This is a genomic window from Sphingomonas sp. MM-1 (genome assembly GCF_000347675.2).
GTDB classification, from domain to species: Bacteria; Pseudomonadota; Alphaproteobacteria; order Sphingomonadales; family Sphingomonadaceae; genus Sphingomonas_E; species Sphingomonas_E fennica.
Genome location: NC_020561.1, coordinates 3,177,023 through 3,200,481 on the forward strand (window position 1 = coordinate 3,177,023; position 23,459 = coordinate 3,200,481).

The following is a 23,459-nucleotide window of genomic DNA, read 5'->3' on the forward strand; positions in this document are numbered from 1 at the left end:
CCTAGCCGAGGTCGCCGCCGGCCACGGGCAGGGTGCTGCCGGTAATGTACGATGCTTCGTCGGACGCGAGGAAAAGGATGGGCGCCACCTGTTCGGCCAGCGTGGCATAGCGCTTGAGGAAGGCGGATTCCGTCACCTGCCGGACGACATCGGCCATCCAGGCCTGCTCTTCGGGCGTATCGCCTTCGGCGTTGCGGGGGATGCGGCGGGGCGGGGCCTGCGTGCCGCCGGGGGCGGTGGCGACGACGCGGATGCCGCGATCGGCATATTCCATCGCCAGGCTCTGGGTGACGGCGTTGATGCCGCCCTTGGCCGCCGAATAGGGCACGCGATGGATGCCGCGCGTGGCATTGGAGGAAACGTTGACGATCGTGCCGCGCCCGGCTTCCAGCATCGCCGGCAGCGCGGCACGGCAGCACCAGAGCGTCGGCATCAGCGAACGCCGGATCTCCGCCTCGATCTGTTCGGGCTCGAAGGCGGCGAAGGGGCGCATGCGGATGGCCCCGCCGACATTGTTGACGAGGATGTCGATCCGGCCGAAGCGTTCGACGGCGGCCGCCATGGCGGTGGCGGCGCCGTCGAACGTCTCGAGGTCCGCACGGACCGCAAGCGCTTCGCCGCCGGCAGCGAGGATCGTGCGCGTCACCTCGTCGACCAGTTCGGCGCGATCGACCAGCACGAGCCGCGCGCCTTCGGCGGCCGCGCGGATCGCGACTTCCGCGCCGATGCCCTGGGCCGCGCCGGTGACGACCATCACCTTGCCCGCGAAGCGCCCCCGGAAGGTCATGCCGCCAGCGCCTCGGCCCGCGCGGGGACGAACTTCTCATAATAGAGGTTGGCGACGGTGACGCCGCACGACGCGACATGGGCGCGCACGGCCTCCACCATTTCCGGCGGACCGCAGAGATAGATGTCGGCATCGCCGCCGTTCAGGTCCGCCGCGCCGAAATGATCGGTGACGTGGCCGGTGAGCGGATGATCGCTGCCGGCGCCCGAGCAGGTGGTGGCGAAGGTGAAGCCGGGGATGCGGGCGGCCAGCGCCTCGATCCGTTCCACCTCGACAAGATCGGCGGCGTCGTGCGCGCCGTAGAGCAGCCGCACGGCGTGGCCGTTGGCGCCCTTCGCGGCAAGCTCCTCCAGCATCGACAGGATCGGCGCGATGCCGGTGCCGCCGGCCAGCATCAGCATCGGCCGCCTGGGTTCGCGCAGATAGAAACTGCCAAGCGGGCCGTTGAGGATCAGCCGATCGCCGGTCGCGGCGCGCTTGCCCAGATAATCCCCCATCCTGCCGCCTTCGATGTTGCGGATGAGGAAGGTCGCGACCTCCGCGCCGGGGGCGGAGCTGAACGAATAAGAGCGCTGCGCCCCGCCGCTGCCGGGAACGGCGAAGTTCACATATTGGCCGGGCAGGAAGGCGGGCAGGCCGGCATCCGTCGCCTTGATCGACACGCGCACCCGGTGGGGCGAAAGCCGTTCGATCGCGACCAGTTCCACCGCGATATCCGCCGGCTTGACCTTGCAGGCGGACGACGGCACCGGCACGGCGATCACGCAATCCGACGAAGGCACCATCTGGCAGGTGAGGACCAGGCCTTCCTCCGCCTCCTCGGCGGTGAGCGCATCGTCGATATAATCGTCGCCCAGATCATAATCGCCCTGTTCGGCGCGGCACTTGCAGGTGCCGCACACGCCGTCCGAACAGTCCATCGGCAGGTTGATCTTGTTGCGATAGGCGGCATCCAGCACCTTTTCGCCGGCATTGCAGTCGATGAAGCGCGTGGCGCCGTCTTCGAAGTTGAGGGCGATGCGGAATGTCATGATCTCTCTCCGTCAGGCCATCTTCAGATGTGGTAGATGTCGATGACCTGGTGAATGTAGTCGTTCTTGAGCACGACCTTCTTGGCGGTGATCAGCGGCCGATCGCCGCGGGTGTCGACGGTGTAGAAGGAAGTGCCGAAGAAGCTGCTGGTTTCCTTGTAGCGGTGGCTGAGCGTGTGCCAGTTGAAGCGCACGTCCGCCTCGCCGTCGCGTTCGTCCACGATCTCGACATTGGCGATGAAGTGGCAGGTGCGCGGTTCCGGCGTGCTGGCGCCGGACCGTTCCGTCTTGAGGCGGAAGACGCGATCCTCCAGCCCGTCGCGGTTGCAGTAATAGATCAGCGACACCTGGCTCTGGGGATCGTCGACCAGCTGGTCGTCATCGTCCCAGGCGGGCATCCAGAAGCTGGCCGTGGGCGAATAGCAGGTCAGCCATTCGTCCCATTCGCGATCGTCGAGCAGGCGCGCCTCGCGATGGAGGAAGGCCGTGATCGTTTCGAGGGTGGCGCTCATGCGGCGGCTCCTTCCGGCGCGCGGGCGGGTTCCGGCCCTTCCTCGCGCGCGATCGCGGTCGTCAGCGCTTCCGCCCAATATTCATGCTGGCGGACGAACAGGCCCTCATCCTCGCTGCGTTCGCCGCTGAGCAGCGGGGCGAGGCCCACGGCGCGGGCATTGTCGTCCGGGCCGTCGATCCAGCGCATCGCGCCGCGGCTCAGATCGTTCCACTGGGTCGCCGCGCCGGCATAGCCGGTCTGGCAGGCGCGGAATTCCTCGAGATCGTCCGGCGTGCCCATGCCGCTGACGTTGAAGAAATCCTCATATTGCCGGATGCGCAGCGTGCGATCGGCGGCGCTCTCGCCCTTGGGCGCGAAGCAGTAGATGGTCACTTCCGTCTGGTCGACGCCGAGCGGGCGGACGACGCGGATCTGGGTGGAGAATTGATCCATCAGATAGACGTTCGGATAGACGCAGAGATTGCGGGTCTGGCCGATGATGTGATCGGCGCGATCCTTGCCCAGCCGTGCCTCCAGCTCCGCGCGATGCGCATGGACGGGGCGGACCTCGGGATTGAGAAGCTCCGTCCAGAGCAGGATGTGGCCGTTCTCGAAGGCGTAGACGCCGCCCACGCTCTTCGACCAGCCGTTGGCGTCGACGGTGCGGGTGCCTTCGGCCTCGTAATTGCGGCGGCCCATGGTGGCCGAATAGTTCCAGTGAACCGAGGAGACGTGATAGCCGTCCGCCCCGTTTTCGATCTGGAGCTTCCAGTTGGCGTCGTAGATGTAGGAGGAGTTGCCGCGCAGCACCTCCAGCCCATCGGGCGCCTGATCGACGATCTGGTCGACCACCGCGCGCGCGCCGCCCAGAAATTCCTCCAGCGGGGCGACATCGGCGTTGAGGCTGCCGAACAGGAAGCCGCGATAATTGGCGAAGCGGGCGACGGGCGTGAGATCGTGCGAGCCATCGCGGTTGAACGACGGCGGATATTCGCCGGTCTTGCCGTCCTTCACCTTCAGCAGCTTGCCGGCGTTGCTGAACGTCCAGCCATGGAAGGGGCAGGTGAAGCTGCCCTTGTTGCCATGCTTGCGCCGGCACAGCATCGCGCCGCGATGCGCGCAGGCGTTGATGAAGGCGTTGAGATCGCCGCCCTTGTCCCGCGTGATGACGACGGGCTTACGGCCGAGCCAGGTCGTGAAATAATCGTTGGGCTCGGGGATCTGGCTTTCATGCGCCAGATATACCCAATTCCCCTCGAAGATGTGCTTCATCTCCAGATCGAACAGGGCTTCGTCGGTGAAGATGTCGCGGCGGCAGCGGAAGACGCCGTTTTCCTTGTCGTCGACGACCGCGCTGTTGATGCGGCCAATGATATCGGCAGCCATCGTCCCTGCTCCCGGTTCAGGCCGCCAGCGCGCGGGCGCGGGTAGAGGCGTCCTCTTCCCCGGCGGCCGTGGCGGCGTGCAGTTCGAAATCGAACTCGATCTCGGCAAAGGGGCCTTCGACGCCGTATTTCGCGCCGAGGTTGCTGCTGGTCGTGCGGTGGACCGGCGGGATCAGCTCGTCGCGGGTCGCATAGGCGAAATCGTCGTGCAGATAGGGATCGCCGTCGATGTTGAGCTGCGTCGTCAGGTGGCGATGGTGATCGGCCGAGACGAAGAAGTGGATATGAGCCGGCCGGTTGCCGTGGCGGCCGATGGCGCTCAGGATCGCCTCGGTCGATCCGCCGGCGGGGCAGGCATAGCCGACCGGCACGATCGAGCGCACCGCATAGCGGCCCTCGGCATCGGTGATGACGGTGCGGCGGAGGTTGTAGTCGCTCTGGCTCTTGTCGAAATAGCTGTAGTTGCCGAGCGTGTTGGCGTGCCAGATTTCCACCTTCGCGCCGACGAGCGGCCGGCCGTTCACGTCGCGGACCTGGCCGTGGAGGATCAGCACCTCAGCCTTGTCGTCCTCGCTGCCGTCGTCCATGCGGGCGAAGCCGGTCGATTCCGGGGCGCCCGCCACATAGAGCGGGCCTTCGATCGTCCGGGGCGTGCCGCCGGTGATGCCGGCGGCGGCATCGGCGGCGTCGGCGCGGATATCGAGATAGCGTTCCAGCCCGAGGCCCGCCGCCCACAGCCCGAATTCCGGCGCGCCGGCGATCGCGAAGTTCAGCGCCGCCCAGAATTCGTCATCGCTGACGGAAAATTCGTCGATGGTGGCGAAAAGATCGCCGACGATGCGGCGGACGATGGCCTTGATGCGCGGATCGCCCGTGGCCTGATCCCCGCCGCTCAGCTTTTCGAGCAGGTCCTGGACGGCAGGGGTATCAACGAAATGTTCGGTCATGTCTTGCTCTCCTGGCGCTTTGGGCTTGGTTCTTGGCGCGCCTCTTCTGCGTGTGGATCAGGGCTCAGCGATCGTCCTGATGGATGGAGGAAGGATGCCGGCACAGCGGCGTGACGGCGATGTCCATGAACGGGAACAGCGGCAGCGTGCTCACCAGATCATGCAGTTCCTGGGCGTCGGCCACGTCGAAGATGCTGACGTTGGAATATTGGCCGGCGATGCGCCACAGGTGGCGCCACTTGCCCTGCTTCTGCAGGGCCTGCGCCCGTTCCCGTTCCACGCGCTTCAGCTCATCGGCGCGGATCGGATCGAGATCGTGGGGAATGTTTACATCCATGCGGACGTGGAAAAGCATGATCAGCCTCTTGCAGCCTGGGGGGCGGTGCCGCCGTGGAAGGATTTGCGGTCCGCGTCGCGCCGGAAGAAGGCGACGCGATCCATGTCGAGCGAGACGCCGAGGCCGGGGCCGTCCGGTACCTGGAGCGCGAAATCGGCATAGCGAAGCGGCTCGGCCAGGATTTCCTCGGTGACGAGAAGGGGGCCGAACAGCTCGGTCTGGAAGGCGAGCCTGGGGAAGGTCGCGAACACATGGGCGGAGGCGGCGGTGGCGATGCCGACTTCCAGCATCGTGCCGCCATAGAGCGCGATCCCCGCCGCATCGGCGATGGCGCCGACCTTGCACGCGGCATGGAGCCCGCCGGATTGCTGGATCTTCACCGCGAACACGTCGGCGGCGGCGGATGCCGCATAATCGAAGGCGCTGCTGGGGCCGGTCAGCGCCTCATCGGCCATGATCGGGATGATATGGGCCTGGGCGAGGCGGGCCATGGCGTTGCGGGCATGGGCGGCGACGGGCTGTTCGACGAGATCGCAGCCGACATCCTGCAGCAGGGCGATGCCGCGCGATGCGCTGGCCTCATCCCATGCCTGGTTCACGTCCACCCGCACGCTGGCGCGATCGCCCAGCGCCTTCTTGATCGCGGCGACGTGGGCGACGTCGTCCTCGACGCTGCGCTTGCCGATCTTGAGCTTGAAGATGTTGTGGCGGCGAAGCTCGAGCATCTGCTCGGCCTCGGCGATATCCTGTCGGGTATTGCCGCTGGCGAGCGTCCAGGCGACGGGCAGGCTGTCGCGCCGGCGGCCGCCCAGCAGTTCCGATACCGGCACGCCCAGCCGCTGGCCCATCGCATCGAGCAGCGCCGTTTCCACCGCGCATTTGGCGAAATGATTGCCGACGATCGCCTTGCCCAGCATGTCCATGATCAGCGCGGGGCGCGCGGCATCGGCCTTCAGCAGCAGCGGCGCGAAATAGGTATCGATGGCGAGCTTGATGCCTTCGGGGCTTTCCGGGCCGTAGCTGAGGCCGCCGATGGTGGTCGCCTCGCCGGTGCCGATCACGCCGTCCGCGCAGTGGATGCGGACGAAGACGGCGGTCTGGCGCATCATCGTCGCCATCGAAAGGATGTGCGGCCGGATGGTCGGCAAGTCTACCAGAAAGGTATCTATGGACTCGATTGCAGGCATCTCTCATCCGATCAGCGCGGCTCGATCCGCTTTCGTCGGGGATATGCCTTGTGGCTGGCGCTGGGAAAGATTAAGTGGGTCCGACCCTATACCCTGGGAGTATGGCCGTGGATATCCGGCAGCTTCGTTATTTCCTGGCGGTGGCGGCCGAACGCAATTTCAGTCGCGCGGCCGAACGGCTCAACATGGCGCAGCCGCCGCTCAGCCGGCAGATCCAGCAGATCGAACAGGAAGTGGGCGCGCAGCTGTTCGATCGGGAAAGCCGGCCGATGGCGCTCACCGATGCCGGTCGCCTCTTCTATGAGCAGGCGATCCAGGTGACGCGCCGCATGGACGAGATGAAGGAGGCGATGCGCGCCTTCGTCACCTCCAACCGGCCGCGTTTCCTGGTGGGGTTCGTGCCGTCGGTGCTCTATGCCCGCCTGCCGGACATCATCCGCAGCTTTCGGCGGGCCGCGCCCGATGTCGACCTGCGGCTGATCGAGATGATGAGCATCGAGCAGATCGCCGCGCTGAAGGAAGGCCGCATCGACGTGGGCTTCGGCCGCGTCCGCTTCGACGATCCGGCGCTGGAGCGCGAGGTGCTGCGCGAGGAGCCGATGGTGGTCGCCCTGCCGATCGGCCACCGCCTGCTGGCGGGCGAGCGGCCGATCGATATCGCCGATCTCGCCGACGAGGCGGTGATCGTCTATCCGCGCGAACCGCGGCCGAGCTATGCCGATCAGGTGCTGTCGCTGCTCAACGATCATGGCGTGGTGCCGCAGGCGGTGCATGAGGTGCGCGAGCTTCAGACCGCGCTGGGGCTGGTGGCGGCGGAAGACGGCGTGTGCATCGTGCCGGCGGCGGTGCACATGATGGGCCGGCGCGACGTGATATTCCGCGAACTGGTGCAGCGCGCGGTTTCCCCGATCATCATCAGCCATCGCAGGGACGATCCGTCGCCGCATCTGGCGACGATGATGCGCGTGGTGGCGGAACTGTATCGCGACTGGGGATGGCCGATGCCCACCGGGCTGATGCGTCGGCTGGCGGCCGGAACCGGGGAGGGGGCCGACTGGGGATGACGATCCCCAACCCGGCCCCGAATCCGGCGCCGTCGCTGATTATATTTGACTCCGGTTGCGGATCGCTGGCTCAATTGCGCCTCAAGCGGCGTCACAAAAGAGACCGGGCGGCAGGCGCATTTTCTGGGCGACGTGCCGGCCAGGCGAGTGCGATGCGGATCGATCATGCAATCGTCCGCCGGAATCCGGAAGCCGGCGCGGCATGATCCGATCCCGGGATTCCGTGGGGGGAGGACGCATTGGAGAACGACCCGCAAGCAGCCGAGGCATCGGCCAATGGCGCGCCGGCTTCGCCTGAACCGAAACGCGCGCGGCGCCCACGCGGAGCATCGGGCGCCGTCGATCCGGCCCCCGATCAGGGAAACATCGCGGCTGAGGCGGCGGAACCGGTGCAGGGACCGGCCGACGATCAGCCCTTCGACATCTTGCGCGCGGCGGAGCGCAAGCGGATCGACGACCGGCGCAAGGGCTTCAAAACGCCGATCGATCCGGATGCGCCCGTCACGGGCCTCGCCCTGTCGGGCGGCGGAATCCGAAGTGCGACATTCAGCCTCGGCTTCCTCCAGGCCTTGAGCGCCTACGGGCTCATTCCCCGGATCGACTATATCTCGACGGTCTCGGGCGGCAGCTATATCGGCAGCTTCTTCGGGGCGCTGTTCGTGCCCGAGACCCATCGCGGCAATGGGGAGCGATCCGGCAAGGCGCTGGCCTTCGATCCCGCAAGGCCCCTGCAGAGCCCCGCCGGCCGCGAAGCCGTCCGGCGCCTGCGGGAAGCCGGCCGCTATCTGACGCCGGGCGGCACGAGCGACGCCTTCTTCGGTGCCGCGCTCGTGCTCCGCAACTGGGCGGCCGTCCATTTCGTGTTCGGTATGGTCGCCTTACTGCTCTTCTGGCTGGTGCGCCTCGCCGATCAGTGGATCGCAACCGACACGCATGGGTGGAGCCCGACGCTCGTCCGGCTCACCCTCGTCGCCGCCGGCACCGTCCTGGCGGCGGGCGCGTCCTACTGGCTGACCCGGCGCGAATGGATCCCCGGCAATCGCTTCAAGCGCGCGGCCAGCAACGGCTTCTTCTGGGCGATGGTGGTCGCGGCGGCCTATTTCAGTGCGGCGTGGTGGCAACCGTGCGTCATCGGCATCCTTCCGTGGTTGCCCGGCGGGGAATGGCTTGCCGCAAGTCTCCGTGGCCTGGGCAGCTGGGTGCTCCCCGCGACGTTCCTGCCGGGGTTCACCGCCTGCATGCTCGTTGCGGCCCTCGTCCTCTACGTGGTGTTGGAGGCCCTTCATGGCGGCGTCGAGCACAGGCCGATCGCGCGCGATGCCGATGCCGCGACCCGAAAGGCGAAGCGCGCCAACGACCTCAGAAATCCGCAATATCTGATTGCAGCCGAAGATCGGGTTCGCACGGCGCTCAGCAATGTCATGACGAAGGCGTTGATGGCCCTCGTCGCGATCGCCGCGCTTCTTTTGATCGTTCGCTTCGGCGATCTGGTGATCGCCCGCCTGCTCAAGGCATTCGAAAATTGGGAAGGTGGTGGGCTCAGCCTTCCCGACCTTGCGCAGCTATGGCCGCTCCTTACCGCCATCGTTCCGCCGATCATGAGCTATCTTGCCAGCACGCGGCTCAAATCCGGGTCCGGGCAGGTCGGCAACAACTGGCTCGAGCAGCGATTGCCGACGATCGTGGCGATCGCCGGCCTCAGCCTGCTCATGCTGTGGCTGGTGATATGGAGCGCGGCCGCGGCGTGGGGCTTTGGCGCCCTGAAAGCCTCCGGGGTCGAGCCTGTCACGCTGTTCGGGCGCGAATGGAGCCCCGCTTGCGTCGTGGCGCTGCTCCTCGTCATCGCCAACATCGTGCTGGGAATGTCGTTTTCCTTCATCAACCTCTCGTCGCTTTCGACCTTCTATGCCGCGCGCCTCCGTCGCGCCTATGTGGGCGCCTCGAGCGCAGGGCGCGAAGCCGGATCGGTGCGGAGCGATGATCCCCAGGATACCATCCGGCTCGAACGCTATTATTCCGGGGGCGCTACAAATCTGGTGCCGCTCCACCTGATCAACGTCACCATCGCCGAGACGATGACCGGGGATTCCAATCTCGTGGCGCGGGACCGCAAGGGCAAGCCGATGCACCTGTCGCCCAAGGGCATCGTCTATGAAGGCTCCCACCCCGGCACGGCCATGGTCGGCCGCACGGGCGCCTTCCCCTTGCAGTTTGGCGAGGAGCTGCCGCTTGCCAACTGGGTGGCCATTTCCGGTGCGGCGGTATCCGCGGCGATCGGTTCGGGAACCTCGCTCGGGACCTCGATTCTGGCGACGCTCGGCAATGTGCGGCTTGGCTATTGGTGGAAGGCCAGGCGCGCGCGCAAGCGGCCGTCACCTTTGCAGCGCCTTCGCGACGCTTCGGTCGGGATGCGAAGCCTGCTGGCGAACCGGGACGCCGCGCGCACGTCTCTGGCGGCGTGGGGCCAAAGCCTTCCCAATAGTCTGCGCGACTTCGTCCAGAATTATCTGCTGCTCGAACTGCGCGGAGCCTTCGCCGGAACCAGGCGCAGGCGCTGGTATCTGACGGATGGCGGACATTTCGAGAATACGGGCGCCTATGCGCTTCTGCAGCGCCGCGTGGCCTTCATCATCATCTGCGACAATGGCGCGGACCCCCGGTATGAAATGGCGGACATGGTCCGGCTGATGGGCCGCGCGCGGACCGACCTCGGTGCCAGGATCCGCTTTCTCACCTCGGCGCAGATCAAGGAGAAGCTTGGCCAGGATACGGATCTTGCAGACATGATCGGGGAGTTTGCCGACCTGTCGAAGACCGCTGAAGCCAAGTCCGTGGCCGCCATCGCGCACATCGATTATGACGACGGCAGCACCGGCACGCTGCTCCTGGTCAAGCCGCGGCTGACCATGGCTGAGCCGCCTGAAATCCTGGCCTATCAGGCAGGGGCGGGGCATCGCGATTTCCCCCAGCAGACGACCGCCGACCAGTTTTTCGACGAGGCGCAATGGGAGGCCTATCGCAGGCTTGGCGAACTGACCGGCGAAAAGCTCTTTGCGCCCGCGCCGACCTCCGACAAGCCCGGCTGGCGGCCGTCGTCCATGACGCCCTGAGGAGATGGGGATGGAGACCGAATTCCAGATCATGCTGGACCAGCTGGGCGTCACGTTCGGCGAACGGACGCAGGCGGTCTACGCCCGAAAATTCGGCACCGACTGGCGCGAGGAAGAGCATGTGACCGGTTCGCTGCTCGCCCTTGTCGAATATGAGGCGGAGAATTTCGCCGCGACGCAACCGGGCTTCGGGCTGTCCCTCACCGTCAAGCTCACGAAGCGCACCGACGAACATGAAAACGGGACGGATGCGCTCATCCGCTTTTCCTGCGACGCGGAGGAATGGCAGCTCCAGACCTTCTTGCTGCTCCAGGCCAAACGGCACGATGCGGGCCGGCCGATGTCGGGTGGCGACCATGCGAGGCTCCAGCGCCAGCTTGGGAACATGCTGCGCTATACGCCGGAGAGCTTCGTGCTGATCTACACGTCCGACGGACGGATATTGCTGGTGCCCGCCGTGGCGGCGCAGGCGCTCCGGTCGCGCGACCTCTCCCACGTCAATGCGATAGAATGGCCGCGTTTCTGGTCCGGGCTCCTGCGGGGCCGCTGCGGCGATCCGGTGGTGGAGCGCGTGCCGGGCGAGGGCCGCGACTGGAGCCCGGCCTATGAGCTCAGCATTCACGCCACCCTGAACCGCGAGCTGCCGCTGGCTGCCTCGGTGGAGACGATGTGAGGAGCGGCTTTTTGTTGCGCCGGACGATCAGTCTCCTCAGGGCGCTGAGATAGAGCGTTACCCCGGCTGCCGGGATCGCGCCTGCGGGAGCGGGGCCGGCAGGCTCAGGCGATAGACCAGTATCCGGCTGTCATTGTCGAGGCTCGAGTCGCAGGACTGGCCGGACATGCGGCAGCGCCGCGCGATGAAGTCGTTGTCGTTGCCGACGAGCAGGAAATAGTCGTCCGGACGATCCGGCTCCAATGCCGGAACAAGGTCCATCGCCTCCCATTTCTCGGACAGGGCCTCGACGCTCAACCCGAAGCGCGCGAGCTGCGCGGGATTGAGCATGTTCACTAGCTCGATCCGCTGGGCCGGGACGATGCCAGGCCGCAGCGCGGTGCCGGCCGGGTCCTGCAGCACCGATGCCGTGCCGGTTTCATATTCGGTGCCGGCGAGATTGGTCGCGCCCGTCACGTCCACCAGCAGGATGCTCTTGTAGACGATGGGCGCCGAGCCTGCCGCGCCCAGCCCGGCGCCATCGCGCGCGAGCATCAGGAAGCTGTGGGCGTCGATCACGCGGATCTCGCTCTGCGCAGCGGTGCGATTGGGGGCGCCGCCATCGCCGGCGTCATTATAGGCCGGCAGCTGCATCACATAGTGGGCGACGGGCTGCGCCGGTGTCGGTGTGCCGGTGACGTCGTAGGCGAGCACGCGTATGCCGGTGCGGCCGGCGGCATTGCCGGTGGCGCTGTCCTGCATCAGCGCGCTCTGCAGCGCCACGAACAGCGTCCGGCCATCGGGCGACAGGGACATGCCTTCCGGGCCCTGGTTGTTGCGGCGCCCCGTATCCGGGGCCTGTAGCGAGCCGAAATAAGGGCGTCCGTCGCGGTTCGGCGCCACCGCCGGGGGCGGCTGGATCATGCCCCGCAATTGGCCGCGCCGGTCGAAATAGTAGATGTTGGCGGTATATTCGTCGCCGATGTAGAAGCCGCCGTCGCGCGTGAATTGCAGCGACTCCGCGTCCAGCGACACCTTGCCGCTGCCGATCCCGCTGGCCGGCGCCGGCAGGAGCAGGCCGCGCTCCATCAGCGTGCCCGTGCCCGGATCGGCTCCGGTGAAGCGCCGCCCGCGAAAGTCGCGCAGCTCGAGGCCGCCATCGGGCGCGATGTCGAGCCGGCCATCGCCCGGCGTGAAGCGGATGCGAAAACGCTCGAGCCGGGCCGGATAGTCGAAGAAGAGATTGGCGCCGGGATCGTTGCGCCCCCGGTCCGGCAGCGTCCAGAGGATGCCTTCATAATGATCGCCGACGCGCTTCCAGCTGCCGGGCGCGATCTGCAGCGAGGAGAAGGAGCCGAGCGTGTCGCCGAGAAAATCGACCGTTCCCGCCGGCAGCCGTCCGGCGCCGACCAGTCCCTGGTTGATGAAGGTCCGGCCGTTCAGCGAAACGCTCCGCGCGGCGGCGGCATGATCCAGATGGGGGCGGGTAACGGGCTCTTCCCCGCCGGCGAAGGCGGGGAAGGCCGTGACGAGCCAATGGAGGGCCAGCGCGACGCGCAGCGGTTTAGAACCCAATGCTGAGCGTCCCGAAGGCCTGCCGCGGCGCCGACGAGTGGAACACCAGGATGGTGCCGGCCGCATCGTCGGGCGCGAACACGCTGCTGTCGAAGTTCGAGGCATAGCGCTTGTTGGTCAGATTGGTGATGTTCAGCGACAGCTTCGCGCCCTTCAGCGCGCCGAGCGTGCCGAAGTCGTAACCGAGGCCGAGGTCGAACGTGGTGTAGCCGCCAAAGCTCTGGTCGTTGGTGTAGGTGTAGTAGCGCCGGCCGGTATATTTGCCCTGCAGCGAGGCGGAGAAGCCGCCCTGCTTTACGGTCAGCACGCTGGCGAACATCTCCTTCGGCGTATCCACCTGCTGCTTGCCCGCCGTGGCCTTCACCACGCAGGTGGCTGTGCACCAGTTGAGGTCGTCATCGTAGGTGGACTTGTTGTAGGAGGCCGAATTGTACCAGTTCAGCCAGGGTAGCGGCTTCCAGAGCACGCCGAGTTCCACGCCCTTGCTGGTGACGCTGCCGGCATTGTGGAAGGAGTTGCCGCAACCGGGATTTTGCTGCTGGTTCGTCGGGCAGGGATTATATTGCAGCAGGCGGTTGTCGAAATCCACCCAATAGCCGCTCAACGCAACCTGCAGCGGGCCGGTGACAAAGCGATAGCCGCCCTCGAAGCTTCTCGACGTCTCGGGCTTCAGGGTCTTGCCCTGCACATCCCAGACGGCTTGCGAAACCGACTGCGGACCGAGTTTGAAGCCGCCCTGATACATCGCCATATTCTCGGCATAGCTTGCGAACAGCTCGTGCTGGGGCGCGACCTGCCAGTGCACGCCCACCTGCGGCAGGAAATAATCCTTGGCCGTCAGCGATCCTGTCGCGAACTGGCTGGATGCCGGCGGCGGGGTCTTGGCGATGCCGTTCTGGGCCTCGGCATCCGATTTCGAGTAGGTGCCCTTGAACCCGAAATCGATGCTCAGCGCCTCATCGAACAGCTTCACCGTATCCTGGACGTAGAACTGCCGCGTCTTCCACTTGGTTTCCTGCACCCACTGGGCGGTATCCGGCTGGCCTTTCAGGAAATGCGCCAGGCTGAAGGGGCCCGTGACGTTGGTCCAGATATAGCGCGCGGCGCTGCTGGTATTGTCCTCCAGCCAGAAGCCGGCCTGGAAATGATTGAAGCCGACGTCCCAATTCAGGCTTGCAAGCGCGCCGGTGCGGTCGATGGTGTAGCGTGTGTCGCGGATCTGGACCGGCACGTCGTCATCGGTGGCCGGCGTGCCCTGCTTGGACCAGCCGACGATCCAGTTGTTGCCGGCGCCCTTGTCCTCATGATGATATACCTGCACGCGCGCGGTGAGGGATTTTGTGATGTCGAAATCCCCGGCGACGTAGAACAGGTCGTCGTTCCGCAGGATCTGGCCGTTGGTGAAGGTGACGTCGGAATTCTTCTGCGGCGACGGCGCGGGGACGCACTTGTCCGGCGCGGTCGGCCCGGTCACGCCGCAATAGGCCACGCCGAGATAGGATTGCCAATCGGGCGCATAGCCACCCCAATCCCAGCCGAGACGGCCGAGCATCTCCTTCGACAGATAGGCATCGTCGGCCTGGTTGGTGCGCGAAAAGTCCGCGAAGGCGGTGATCGTGCCGCCGGTGAATTCGTATTTCAGCTTGCCGTTGAATTGCTTGCCCGTGGACTTGTTCCAGGCGCGCTGGTTCACGAACAGGTCCTGTTCGCTATATTGGCCGGAGAGATAGGCCGAGAAACCGCCGTGCTCGCCCGTGTCGAAGCGCACGAAGGTGCGCAACGCATCCTCGCTGCCGAATGTCTGGCTGACCGCCAGCCCCATGTCCTGATGCGGATCGCTGCTGATATAGGTCAGCGCACCGCCGAGGTTGCTGGTCGAAGCGATGCCGAGGCCGGCGATGCCGGTCGCGAGATCGGCGCGGCCGAGATTTTCGGAGATCAGCGCGCGGCTGATGGTGAGGCCGTTATAGTTGTTATAGGCGCCGTCGCCGAGCGGCATGCCGTCGAGCGTGTAGCCGAGGTGCGTGGTGTTGAAACCGCGCACCTGGAGCGACAGCGACTGTTCGTTGACGCCCAGCGCGTCGATCGACTGCGCCATCACGCCCGGCAGGAAGTTCAGCGCCTTCTGCACGCTGGTGCCGGGCGGCAGCACCTCGAGGTTCGACGGCACCAGGGTTGAAACCGAACGGGTCTGCCCGCTGCCGACGACGACGATATCCCCGGCTTCGCTGCTGTCCGCCTCACCGGGCGCGGCGGCCTGCGCCTCCGCCGGCGCGAGCACCGAAAAACTGGCGGCAACCGCCAACGTGACAACGGACTTTTGCAACATTCGCGCCCCCTTTGTACCGAAAAGCGCCGCGTCAACTTGTGGCCGCGGCGCTGGCTGGTTTCTGGAGCGCGCCTATTTCATGCGTTGATGACGCTTTCGCTACAATTCAGAAATAAAAGGGCAAAACTTCACTATCCGGCGTCTGGCGGTTGGCCGGCGCCTGCCTTGGAGCGATGGCCTTGGGGCCGGGCGCCGCTTTCCGTCCCTCCGCACGTGCGGCCCCCGGCCGTCCGCATGGCGGCCGGCGGGCTTTCCCTCCCCCGCCGTCAGGGGGCGGGATCGGGCGGATTGTGCTTTTCGACGAAGGCGACGGAGGCTTCCAGCATGGCGAGCCGGCTCGCGCTGCGGGAGAGCCAGTGATCCTCGCCGGCGAGGGTGACCAGTTCCACGGGCTTCCCGGCACGGCGCAGGGCGTTGGCCATGGCGACGCTCTGATCGTAGAGCACGACCACGTCATCCTTGCCGTGGATGAGGAGGACGGGGGCATCGGCCTCGGCCGCGAAATTGACCGGGGAGACCGCGCGCAGATCGCTTCCGAAGCCGATCTCCGCCTTGAGCGCGCGCCGGAGCGTCGGGTTGCGGCCGCTTTCGGCGAGGTCGGTGCTGGTCATCTTCTGCACATCGCTGACACCCGCGACCGAGACGGCGCAGCGATAAATGCCCTTCTGCAGCGTCACCCCGGCCAGCGCGGCATAGCCGCCATAGCTGGCGCCCATGATGCAGGCCCGCTTCGGATCGGCGATCCCTTCCTTGACCAGATAGGCCAGCCCATCGGAAATGTCCGTCTGCATCCGGCGGCCCCATTCGCCATTGCCTGCACGCTGGAAGGCGACGCCATAGCCGGTGGAGCCCCGGAAATTGGGCTGGAGCACGGCATAGCCGCGCGAGGCGAAGGCCTGAGCCCACCAGTCGAAGCCGGGATAGTCGCGTGACGAAGGGCCGCCATGGGGCAGGACGACGACCGGCAGATTGCGGGCCGGCCGGCCCGGAGGCAGCGTGAGCACGGCGGAGATGTCCAGGCCGTCACCGGCCTTGTAGCGGACCATCCGCATCGGCCCGACGGCCTCGGAACCCATGGGATAGGCGGTGCCGAGCGGGTCGGCGCGCTTCGTCTTGATATCGACGACCCACCAGCTTTCGGGATCGCCCTGTCCCTCCGTCATCACCAGCAGGCGATCGAAGGCGTCGTTCCAGTCGACAAGGTGCACGCTGCGGCCCGGAAAGGCCTTCAGGGTCGCATCCACGGCCTTCTGGTGGCGCGGGTCCGTGAAGCGATAGGATGGCGTGTCGCCTTCGATCTCATAACCCAGCAATGCGCGGCTGCGATTGTCGAAGAAGGTGCCGGCCATGGCCGTATCGGTGAGGATTTCGCGTGCCTCGCCGCCGGCCAGCGGCACTTCAAACCAGCGCTGGCTGCGGTCGTTCGTTTCATCTTCCACGCTGTAGATCAGGCTGTCGGGCGTTTCGCCGAAGCCGACCAGGTCGATGCCGCCGAGCGGGTTGGTGCCTGCCGCTATCCTTTTCCCTTCGGCATTGCGGATGAACCAGTCGCCGCCCGAGGACCTGAAATCGAGGGTCGCGCTGACCGTCCCGTCGCTGCCCACCAGCCAGGTCCGCCAGTTCTGTTCGCTGTCGACGCGATTGGCCAGGCGGGAGGCGCGGCCATTTTGGAGATCGACCTCGTAGAGGACGGGCGAGGTGTTTCCGAGATAGGCCGCCCCGCGCGATTCATCCAGCGTGATCCCGCCGAAATAGCCGTAATAGCGGCCCTCGCGCTCGACGACGCCGTGGAAGCCGCGGATGCCGCCGGGGATCCTATTGTTGCCCTGGAAGACGGAGAACAGCTTTTCGCCGTTCAGCGGAATCACGATCATGGCGGAGAATTCGGCCTTGTCCGCCGTGAAGCCGATGCCGAGCGACTGGGTTTCCGATCGGCGCAGCAACACCCGATCCTCCCCCGCCCAATAAAGGCCCCGAACCTTGATGTTCCCGACATTCTGGATCGAAAGGAGCTTGTTGTTCCTGTCGACGACGATGAGCCGCCGTTCATTGTCATGAAGGGCGACCATGGCGATCCGGTCGCCGGACGGGGAGATGGCCGCGCGCTCGAAACCGGGCAGCTTGCCGTAGAGCGAAAGCGGCGGCGGCGCGGCGCCCGCCGCCCATCCGCGATCGGCGCCCGCCATCGCCACGACCGCCAGCAACAGCCGGCCCAGCTTCGCGTATATCCCCACCATGTCCCCCCTGACGGAAGGAGGACTAAGGGAGAGCGAAGATATTTTGAAGTGGGTTTACTATCCCTGACGGCGAAAGATCAGACGGATCATCTTCCGTTCGTCCGTTCGCGGACGGCGCGGAATTCGGAGGTCGGGGACCAATGCGGCCAGCGGGTCGAATTGGCGAGGCTGCCGGCGACGTCGCGGACCAGCGCGATATCCTGCGCGGCGCCGCTGAGGTTCCATTCCGGTGTCCAGCGGTCGCAGGTCTGGTGGTAGCAGGCCATATAGGCCTTGAGCCATGCCTCGCCGGCGGTGCGGCCGCCTTCCACCAGATCGGGGGCGCCGCTGATCGCCATCAGCAGCAGGGTCGGCACGCCGCGCCGGGCGAGCGGGAAATGATCGGCGCGGTAGAAGAGGCCGCGTTCGGGCAGCGCCTCGGGCGTCACGCTGCGGCCCTGGGCGGTGGCGGCCCGCGCCAGATCGGCCTCGAGATCGTTCTGGCCCTGGCCGACGAGCAGCACGTCGCGCGAGAGGCCGGCCGTCTGGAGGATGTCGAGGGTGAAGTTCGCCACCGTCTTTTCCGCCGGATAGACCGGATCGACGGCATAGGCTTCCGATCCCAGCAACCCGCGTTCCTCCGCCGTCCAGAAGCCGAAGACGAGGCTGCGATCGGGCCGGGGGCCCTGCGCGAATCCGCGCGCGAGTTCGATGAGGCCGGCGACGCCGAGCGCGTCGTCATTGGCGCCGGGGCGGACGGTGCGCCCTTCGGCATCGGGCGCGCCGACGCCATAGGCATCCCAGTGCGCGCCGAACATGACGACCTCGTCCGGCCGCGTCTTGCCGGGCAGGCGGGCGAGGACGTTGCGGCTCTGCATCCTGCTGAACGTCACCGGCAGGCTGGCGCTGTAGCGGACGCCCTTCAGCTCGACGGGCGCGAAATCGGTGCGGCGGGCGCGGAGGCGGAGATCGGCGAGATCGAGGCCCGCGCGGCGGAACAGATCGGCGGCGGCATCGCCTTCGATCCAGCCCTGCAGGAGAACGCGCTCCTCCGGGTTCGCGCGCTGGATGTCGTAATTCTCCCCGCCCGGCGCCACCACCGTGTTCCAGCCATAGCCGGCGCCGGGGGTGTCGTGGACGATCAGGGCCGCGATCGCGCCGCGCCGGGCCGCCTCCTCGAACTTGTAGGTCCAGCGGCCATAATAGGTCATCCGCGTGCCGCCGAACCTGCCGGCCACGGCTTCGCCGGGCTTCGCCTCGAAATCGGGATCGTTGATGAGGAAGACGGCGACCTTGCCCTTGAGGTCCACGCCCTTGAAATCGTCCCAGCCCTGTTCGGGCGCGGAGACGCCGTAGCCGACGAACACCATCGGCGCATCGGCGATGGCGATGCGATCGACCGGGCGGACCGTGCTGACATAGATGCTGCTGCCCTGCACGAACGGCACGGCCTGGCCCGCGACGGTGGTCTGCATGGTGCCGCCGGCGCCGATCTGGGTGCGGACGAGCGGCACGGGCTGGATCCAGCTTCCGTCGCGACCGCCAGGCTCGAGGCCGAGGGCCTTCAGCCGGGCGACGAGATAATCGACCGTCTTGGTTTCCCCGGCGGTGCCGGGCGCGCGGCCTTCGAACGCATCGGAAGCGAGGACCTTGACGGTTTCGGCGAGCCTTTCGGGAGAGATCGGCTCCGCCGCGCCGGCCGGCATCGCACCCGTCGCGAACAGAAAAGCGGCCGCGCCCAGCATGGCATGTTTCACGCGCAATCTCCGAATGAAGCTCTATCCGGTCCGCCTAATGCGCGGCCGGCCGCATCGCAACCATGGTGCGGCGGCCTGTGGCGGCGAGGGCTATGTCGAAAGATCGGTGCGCCGTCAGTCCGACCAGCGGGCGAGCGGCGTGACCACTGCGGCGACGAGATCGGCGGGGATGGGCGCATCGAAGGCGACGCCCAGCCGGCGGCCTTCGGCGCGGACGACGGTGCCGCGCGTGCGCAGGCTGCCGCGCGTGATGACGATGGAGGTGCCGGTTTCGATAGGAGTGGGGCAGGAGACGAGGGCGCCGCCTTCCGAAATGTCCAGCAGCACGCCGCTCGACGCGCCGAACGGCGTATCGAGATGCGCCGAGAGCAGCACGCGATAGCGGCCGTGCCGGCGATCATATTTCGCGAAAGATTGCGTATCCATAGCGGCCGCTGCCGTATCCATCGCTGCTCCGTCCCCCCAAAGACTGGCCATGGCGGTTCTATTCTACGCCTTATTATAGAGGAAGGAAGCTAAAGGTGGATTAACCGTGCGTTCGCCACTGTGTTCCAGCCAGGTTCTTGGAGGGCATATTTCGAAACATGTCCTCAATCCGCGACGCGCACGCAATTGCGGCCGTCGCGTTTCGCCCGATAGAGGGCGGCGTCCGCGCTCTTGAGCGTGGAGGAGGGGCCTTTCCGGCTTTCCATCGCGGCGACGCCCGCCGAAAAGGTGAGCCGGCCGATCGGGCGGCCCGTTTCCGCGACCTTGAATTCGCGCGCCGCGATTTCCCGCCGCACGGCATCGACATGGCGGGCGGCTTCGGCGGCGGTCATGTTCTCGAACAGGATCACGAATTCCTCGCCGCCATAGCGTGCGACGAAAAGCTGTTCCGATGCGCCGCGCGCCAGCGCCCCGGCCATATATTTGATCACCTTGTCCCCAAGCTGGTGGCCGTGGTGATCGTTCACCGCCTTGAACGCATCGATATCGCAGATGGCGAGGGCGAGCGGCGTGCCGCGCTTGCGGGCGGTGTCGAACGCCTGCCGCATGCGGTTTTCCAGCGCGCGCCGGTTGGGCAGGCCGGTGAGCGCGTCGGTCTCGGCCGTCTGGCGCGCCTCGTCCAGGCTGCGGCGCAGGATCGATACCTGTTCGGAGGTGCGGCGCAATTCCACGCCGACGCTCCGCGTCTTGTCGATCATGCCGCGGGTGAGGTCCAGCAGCGCCACCAGCACGTCGCCGCGCAGGCCGCCTTCGAGCATGGAGACGTTGCGGGCGAGGGCATCGCCATAATCGAGCGCGTCGCGGCCCGAACGATCGGCGAGCGCCGCGATCGCCTGCAGCCGGCGCTGGGCCTCGTCCGCCAGCCGGCGGAGCTGGGCGGCGGAGACCGCCGTTTGCCGCTGCGCGGCGATGCTGGCGGCCATGGCGGGATTGAGCCGGCCATAGCGTGCGATCGCCTCGTCCACGGCGGTGACGAGCCGCTTGTCCCCGGAGGTGAGATAGCGGTGGAACAGCTCATAATGGGCGGGCGAAGGGTCCAGCCCATTGGCTTCCAGCAGCGCGCCGATCCGCGCGAAAAGGGTGCCGCCGGCGGGCGCCTCATCGGAGCCGTCATTCGCCGCCTGCCCCGTTCCTGGCGGGCTTTCCTGCGATAATGCGTGCATCAGTTCCTGCCCGTGACCAAGCCCGCGCCCTGCCAGGGCACATGCCGAACGAGACTTTCTAGACGCAAAATCGTCAACAGGGCGCTAACCGACCGAAAATTATGGAACCGGCATCCGGGCGCCGGCGCCACGCCGCATCGAAAGCGCATTCCTGGACCGCCACTTAGCGGATTGACCGGCGGCCCGGCCCGGCCGAAAGACGCGGCATGCGTTTCTTCTCCGACAATGCCGCCCCTGTTTCCGATGCCGTGCTGGCCGCGATGGCGGCGGCCAACGCGGCGGACGCCGCCTATGACGGCGATGCGCTGAGCCGCCGGCTGGACGATGCGTTCAGCGATCTTTTCGAAACGCGGGTCGCGGCGCTCTGGGTGGCGACGGGGACGGCGGCGAATTCGCTGGCGCTGGGCGCGCTCTGCCCGCCGTGGCGCGGCGTCGTCTGCCATCGCGACGCGCATATCAACAATGACGAGGCGGGCGCGCCGGAATTCTTCACCCACGGCGCCAAGCTGATGCCGGCGGACGGCGACGGCGCGAAGCTGACGCCGAAGGCGATAGCTGCGGTGATCGATCTGATCGCCGACGATGTGCACCGGGTGCAGCCGGCGGCGATATCGATCACCAACGCCACCGAATATGGGCTGGTCTATACGCCGGACGAGGTGGCCGCGATCGGCGCGCTCGCCCGTGCGCGGGGGCTGGGCCTGCACATGGACGGCGCGCGCTTCGCCAATGCCGTCGCCTCCGTCGGCTGCGCGCCGGCCGACGTGACGTGGCGGGCGGGCGTGGACGTGCTGAGCTTCGGCTTCGTCAAGAATGGCGGCATGTCCGCCGAGGCGCTCGTCTTCTTCCAGCCGGAACTGGCGGCCGAGGTCGCGATACGGCGCAAGCGGGCAGGGCATCTGCTTTCCAAGGGGCGCTATCTGGCGGCGCAGATCCACGCCCTGCTGGCGGACGATCTGTGGCTGGCGCACGGGCGGGCGGCCAATGACGCCGCCGCGCGTATCGCCAGGGGCGCGGGCGCGGCGCGGCTGGTTCACCCGGTGCAGGCCAACGAGATATTCGTGCGGCTGAGCGAGGCGGAGGCCGCGGCCTTGAGGGCGCAGGGCTTCGGCTTTCATGACTGGGCGCCGGGCGAGGCGCGGTTCGTGACGAGCTGGAACCAGGCGGAAGGCGAGGTGGACGCGCTCGCCGCCGCGCTCGCCGCGCTGTGAGCGAGGCGCCGCTCAGCCCCGCCACCCAGGCCCGGGTGTTCCTGCCGCTGGCGGTGGTGACGCTGGTGTGGAGTTCCACCTGGCTGGTGATCCGCGACCAGATCGCGCTGGTGCCGCCTACATGGTCCGTCGCCTATCGCTTCGCGGTGGGGGCCATGGCGATGATGGCCTATGCCGCCGTCACGAAGCAGACATTGCGGCTGACGCGCGAGGGCTGGCGGATGGCCATCGCGGTGGGGATCACCCAGTTCGTCCTCAACTTCAACTTCGTCTACCGCGCCGAACATTATGTGACGTCGGGGCTGGTGGCGGTGGTGTTCGCCCTGCTGGTCGTCCCCAATGCCATATTGGGCCGGATATTCCTGGGGCAGGGATTGAGCGGGCGGTTCGTCGCCGGATCGGTGGTGGCGGGGCTGGGCATCGCCATGCTGTTCATCCACGAGCTTGCGGCCGGCGGCGCCGGCCAGGCGGCGGTGGCGGCGGGCATCGGCTTCACCCTGATGGCGATCATGAGCGCGTCCACCGCCAACGTCCTGCAGGCCACAGAGACGGCCAAGCGGCAGCCGATGGTGGCGGTGCTGGCCTGGGCGATGGCGATCGGATCGGGCCTGAACATGCTGATCGCGCTGGCGACTGTCGGCCCGCCCATGTTCGATCCCCGGCCGGCTTATGCGCTGGGCACGCTCTATCTCGGGGTGATCGGATCGGCGCTCACCTTCCCGCTCTATTTCGGGGTGGTCCGCGCGATCGGGCCGGCGCGGGCGGCTTATTCCAGCGTGGTGATCCCGGTGCTGGCCATGGGGCTTTCCACCATCTTCGAAGGCTATCGCTGGAGCGCGCTGCCCGCGGCCGGAGGGCTGCTGACGCTGGCGGGGCTGGTGATCGCGCTCAAGGCGCGCAGCCCGGCCCGATAATCGGGGAAGGCCGGCCGCCAGCCGAGCAGCCGCTTCGCCCTGCCGTTCGCCACCCGGCGGCTTTCGGCATAGAAAGCGCGCGCGGCCGGCGACAGGCCGGCCTGATCCAAAGTCAGGAGCGGCGGCAGCGGACGGCCCAGCAGATCGCACGCATATTCGACGACGGCGTTCTGGGGGGCGGGCAGGTCGTCCGCGATATTGTAGATGCCGGCCGGGCCGCGATCCATGCTGGCGACGAGGGCCGATGCGATATCGGCGACATGGATGCGGCTGAAGATCTGGCCGGGAAGCGCGATGCGATGGGCCTGGCCGGCGGCCACGCGATCGAGCGCGGAGCGGCCGGGGCCGTAGATGCCGGGCAGGCGGAAGATGCGGGTTTCGGGATGGAGCGCGCGCCATGCCGCATCCGCCGCCGACCGCGCCGTTCGCCGTCCGCCGCCGATGGGCGCGCTTTCATCCACCCAGGCGCCGCCGCTGTCGCCATAGACGCCGGTGGAGGAAAGATAGCCCATCCAGCCCGCCGGGGCCTGGGCCAGCGCATCGCCGTGGCGGGCGAGCACCGGATCGGCATCCCCATCCGGCGGGACGGTGGAGAGGATGTGGGTGGCCGCCGCGATCGCGGCGCCGGCATCGCCGATCCCGTCGCGGCCGACCATCGTGATGGACCAGCCGCGCGGCGCGAGGGCGGCCGCGACATGGCGGGCGGTGTAGCCGGGGCCGAAGATCAGCAGGCGGGACATGGATGGTCCTTGGCCCGTTTCCCGGCCGGCAGGCAAGCGGGCGTTTCGGTGCCGGTGAAGGCTGGCATCGGCGGG

Annotated in this window: 19 protein-coding genes; 5 read left to right on the forward strand and 14 right to left on the reverse strand. The window is 67.1% G+C overall.

Going from position 1 to position 23,459, the window contains the following annotated elements; translation table 11 throughout:
- Position 1 precedes the first annotated feature (1 nt).
- The 7 genes from benD to G432_RS15255 form a co-directional block, all read right to left on the reverse strand.
- A complete protein-coding gene (gene benD / locus G432_RS15225; RefSeq protein WP_015459703.1) occupies positions 2-787 on the reverse strand; it encodes a benzoate diol dehydrogenase BenD in 786 nt (261 codons plus the stop codon).
- Complete coding sequence (gene benC / locus G432_RS15230; protein ID WP_015459704.1) at positions 784-1,818, reverse strand: benzoate 1,2-dioxygenase electron transfer component BenC; 1,035 nt, start codon at positions 1,816-1,818, stop codon at positions 784-786. Before benC ends, benD begins: the two co-directional genes overlap by 4 nt.
- 23 nt (positions 1,819-1,841) lie before the next feature.
- A complete protein-coding gene (benB, locus tag G432_RS15235) occupies positions 1,842-2,330 on the reverse strand; it encodes a benzoate 1,2-dioxygenase small subunit (protein ID WP_015459705.1) in 489 nt (162 codons plus the stop codon).
- Positions 2,327-3,697, reverse strand: a complete 1,371-nt coding sequence (locus tag G432_RS15240) for a Rieske 2Fe-2S domain-containing protein (RefSeq protein ID WP_015459706.1) — start codon at positions 3,695-3,697, stop codon at positions 2,327-2,329. Before G432_RS15240 ends, benB begins: the two co-directional genes overlap by 4 nt.
- Before the next feature lie 16 nt (positions 3,698-3,713).
- Entirely contained in the window at positions 3,714-4,643 is a 930-nt protein-coding gene (catA, locus tag G432_RS15245) for a catechol 1,2-dioxygenase (protein ID WP_015459707.1), read from the reverse strand.
- Between the two features lie 64 nt (positions 4,644-4,707).
- Positions 4,708-4,998 (reverse strand): muconolactone Delta-isomerase, encoded by a 291-nt coding sequence (gene catC / locus G432_RS15250; protein ID WP_015459708.1) that lies wholly within the window; start codon positions 4,996-4,998, stop codon positions 4,708-4,710.
- Positions 4,999-5,000: 2 nt separating this feature from the next.
- Positions 5,001-6,167 (reverse strand): muconate/chloromuconate family cycloisomerase, encoded by a 1,167-nt coding sequence (locus tag G432_RS15255; RefSeq protein WP_015459709.1) that lies wholly within the window; start codon positions 6,165-6,167, stop codon positions 5,001-5,003.
- A gap of 107 nt (positions 6,168-6,274) precedes the next feature.
- Here G432_RS15255 and G432_RS15260 point away from each other — a divergent pair, with 107 nt between their 5' ends.
- The 3 genes from G432_RS15260 (at position 6,275) to G432_RS15270 (ending at position 11,014) form a co-directional block, all read left to right on the forward strand.
- Entirely contained in the window at positions 6,275-7,231 is a 957-nt protein-coding gene (locus G432_RS15260; protein ID WP_015459710.1) for a LysR family transcriptional regulator, read from the forward strand.
- Positions 7,232-7,620: 389 nt separating this feature from the next.
- Positions 7,621-10,341 (forward strand): patatin-like phospholipase family protein, encoded by a 2,721-nt coding sequence (locus tag G432_RS23970; protein WP_202192016.1) that lies wholly within the window; start codon positions 7,621-7,623, stop codon positions 10,339-10,341.
- Between the two features lie 10 nt (positions 10,342-10,351).
- Positions 10,352-11,014, forward strand: coding sequence for a hypothetical protein (locus G432_RS15270; RefSeq protein WP_015459712.1), 663 nt, complete (start codon positions 10,352-10,354; stop codon positions 11,012-11,014).
- 57 nt (positions 11,015-11,071) lie between these two features.
- Here G432_RS15270 and G432_RS15275 read toward each other — a convergent pair whose 3' ends face one another.
- The 6 genes from G432_RS15275 to G432_RS15300 all read right to left on the reverse strand — a co-directional run bounded on the left by G432_RS15275 (position 11,072) and on the right by G432_RS15300 (position 20,519).
- A complete protein-coding gene (locus tag G432_RS15275; RefSeq protein WP_015459713.1) occupies positions 11,072-12,568 on the reverse strand; it encodes an esterase-like activity of phytase family protein in 1,497 nt (498 codons plus the stop codon).
- Positions 12,558-14,897 (reverse strand): TonB-dependent receptor, encoded by a 2,340-nt coding sequence (locus G432_RS15280; protein WP_015459714.1) that lies wholly within the window; start codon positions 14,895-14,897, stop codon positions 12,558-12,560. The genes G432_RS15275 and G432_RS15280 overlap by 11 nt, the downstream gene beginning before the upstream one ends.
- 266 nt (positions 14,898-15,163) lie before the next feature.
- Positions 15,164-17,134, reverse strand: coding sequence for an alpha/beta hydrolase family protein (locus G432_RS15285; RefSeq protein ID WP_015459715.1), 1,971 nt, complete (start codon positions 17,132-17,134; stop codon positions 15,164-15,166).
- 86 nt (positions 17,135-17,220) lie between these two features.
- Positions 17,221-18,858 (reverse strand): M28 family metallopeptidase, encoded by a 1,638-nt coding sequence (locus G432_RS15290; RefSeq protein WP_015459716.1) that lies wholly within the window; start codon positions 18,856-18,858, stop codon positions 17,221-17,223.
- A 126-nt stretch (positions 18,859-18,984) separates the two neighbouring features.
- Positions 18,985-19,317 (reverse strand): PilZ domain-containing protein, encoded by a 333-nt coding sequence (locus G432_RS15295; RefSeq protein WP_041864951.1) that lies wholly within the window; start codon positions 19,315-19,317, stop codon positions 18,985-18,987.
- 143 nt (positions 19,318-19,460) lie between these two features.
- On the reverse strand, positions 19,461-20,519 hold the full coding sequence (locus G432_RS15300) for a GGDEF domain-containing protein (RefSeq protein WP_015459718.1): 1,059 nt from the start codon (positions 20,517-20,519) through the stop codon (positions 19,461-19,463).
- Between the two features lie 206 nt (positions 20,520-20,725).
- On the opposite strand from G432_RS15300, the gene G432_RS15305 reads away from it, so the two are divergent.
- Both G432_RS15305 and G432_RS15310 read left to right on the forward strand, forming a co-directional pair.
- Positions 20,726-21,730, forward strand: coding sequence for a threonine aldolase family protein (locus G432_RS15305; RefSeq protein WP_015459719.1), 1,005 nt, complete (start codon positions 20,726-20,728; stop codon positions 21,728-21,730).
- Complete coding sequence (locus tag G432_RS15310) at positions 21,727-22,644, forward strand: DMT family transporter (protein WP_015459720.1); 918 nt, start codon at positions 21,727-21,729, stop codon at positions 22,642-22,644. The genes G432_RS15305 and G432_RS15310 overlap by 4 nt, the downstream gene beginning before the upstream one ends.
- Here the strand turns inward: G432_RS15310 and G432_RS15315 are convergent.
- Positions 22,554-23,384 (reverse strand): NAD-dependent epimerase, encoded by an 831-nt coding sequence (locus tag G432_RS15315; RefSeq protein WP_015459721.1) that lies wholly within the window; start codon positions 23,382-23,384, stop codon positions 22,554-22,556. The genes G432_RS15310 and G432_RS15315 overlap by 91 nt on opposite strands.
- Between the last annotated feature and the right edge of the window lie 75 nt (positions 23,385-23,459).

Coding starts and splice junctions, on each gene's coding strand:
- benD (WP_015459703.1), bottom strand. CDS start 787: ATGACCTTCCGGGGGCGCTTCGCGGGCAAGGTGATGGTCGTCACCGGC.
- benC (WP_015459704.1), bottom strand. CDS start 1,818: ATGACATTCCGCATCGCCCTCAACTTCGAAGACGGCGCCACGCGCTTC.
- benB (WP_015459705.1), bottom strand. CDS start 2,330: ATGAGCGCCACCCTCGAAACGATCACGGCCTTCCTCCATCGCGAGGCG.
- G432_RS15240 (WP_015459706.1), bottom strand. CDS start 3,697: ATGGCTGCCGATATCATTGGCCGCATCAACAGCGCGGTCGTCGACGAC.
- catA (WP_015459707.1), bottom strand. CDS start 4,643: ATGACCGAACATTTCGTTGATACCCCTGCCGTCCAGGACCTGCTCGAA.
- catC (WP_015459708.1), bottom strand. CDS start 4,998: ATGCTTTTCCACGTCCGCATGGATGTAAACATTCCCCACGATCTCGAT.
- G432_RS15255 (WP_015459709.1), bottom strand. CDS start 6,167: ATGCCTGCAATCGAGTCCATAGATACCTTTCTGGTAGACTTGCCGACC.
- G432_RS15270 (WP_015459712.1), top strand. CDS start 10,352: ATGGAGACCGAATTCCAGATCATGCTGGACCAGCTGGGCGTCACGTTC.
- G432_RS15280 (WP_015459714.1), bottom strand. CDS start 14,897: ATGTTGCAAAAGTCCGTTGTCACGTTGGCGGTTGCCGCCAGTTTTTCG.
- G432_RS15285 (WP_015459715.1), bottom strand. CDS start 17,134: ATGGTGGGGATATACGCGAAGCTGGGCCGGCTGTTGCTGGCGGTCGTG.
- G432_RS15290 (WP_015459716.1), bottom strand. CDS start 18,858: ATGCTGGGCGCGGCCGCTTTTCTGTTCGCGACGGGTGCGATGCCGGCC.
- G432_RS15295 (WP_041864951.1), bottom strand. CDS start 19,317: ATGGATACGGCAGCGGCCGCTATGGATACGCAATCTTTCGCGAAATAT.
- G432_RS15300 (WP_015459718.1), bottom strand. CDS start 20,519: ATGCACGCATTATCGCAGGAAAGCCCGCCAGGAACGGGGCAGGCGGCG.
- G432_RS15305 (WP_015459719.1), top strand. CDS start 20,726: ATGCGTTTCTTCTCCGACAATGCCGCCCCTGTTTCCGATGCCGTGCTG.
- G432_RS15315 (WP_015459721.1), bottom strand. CDS start 23,384: ATGTCCCGCCTGCTGATCTTCGGCCCCGGCTACACCGCCCGCCATGTC.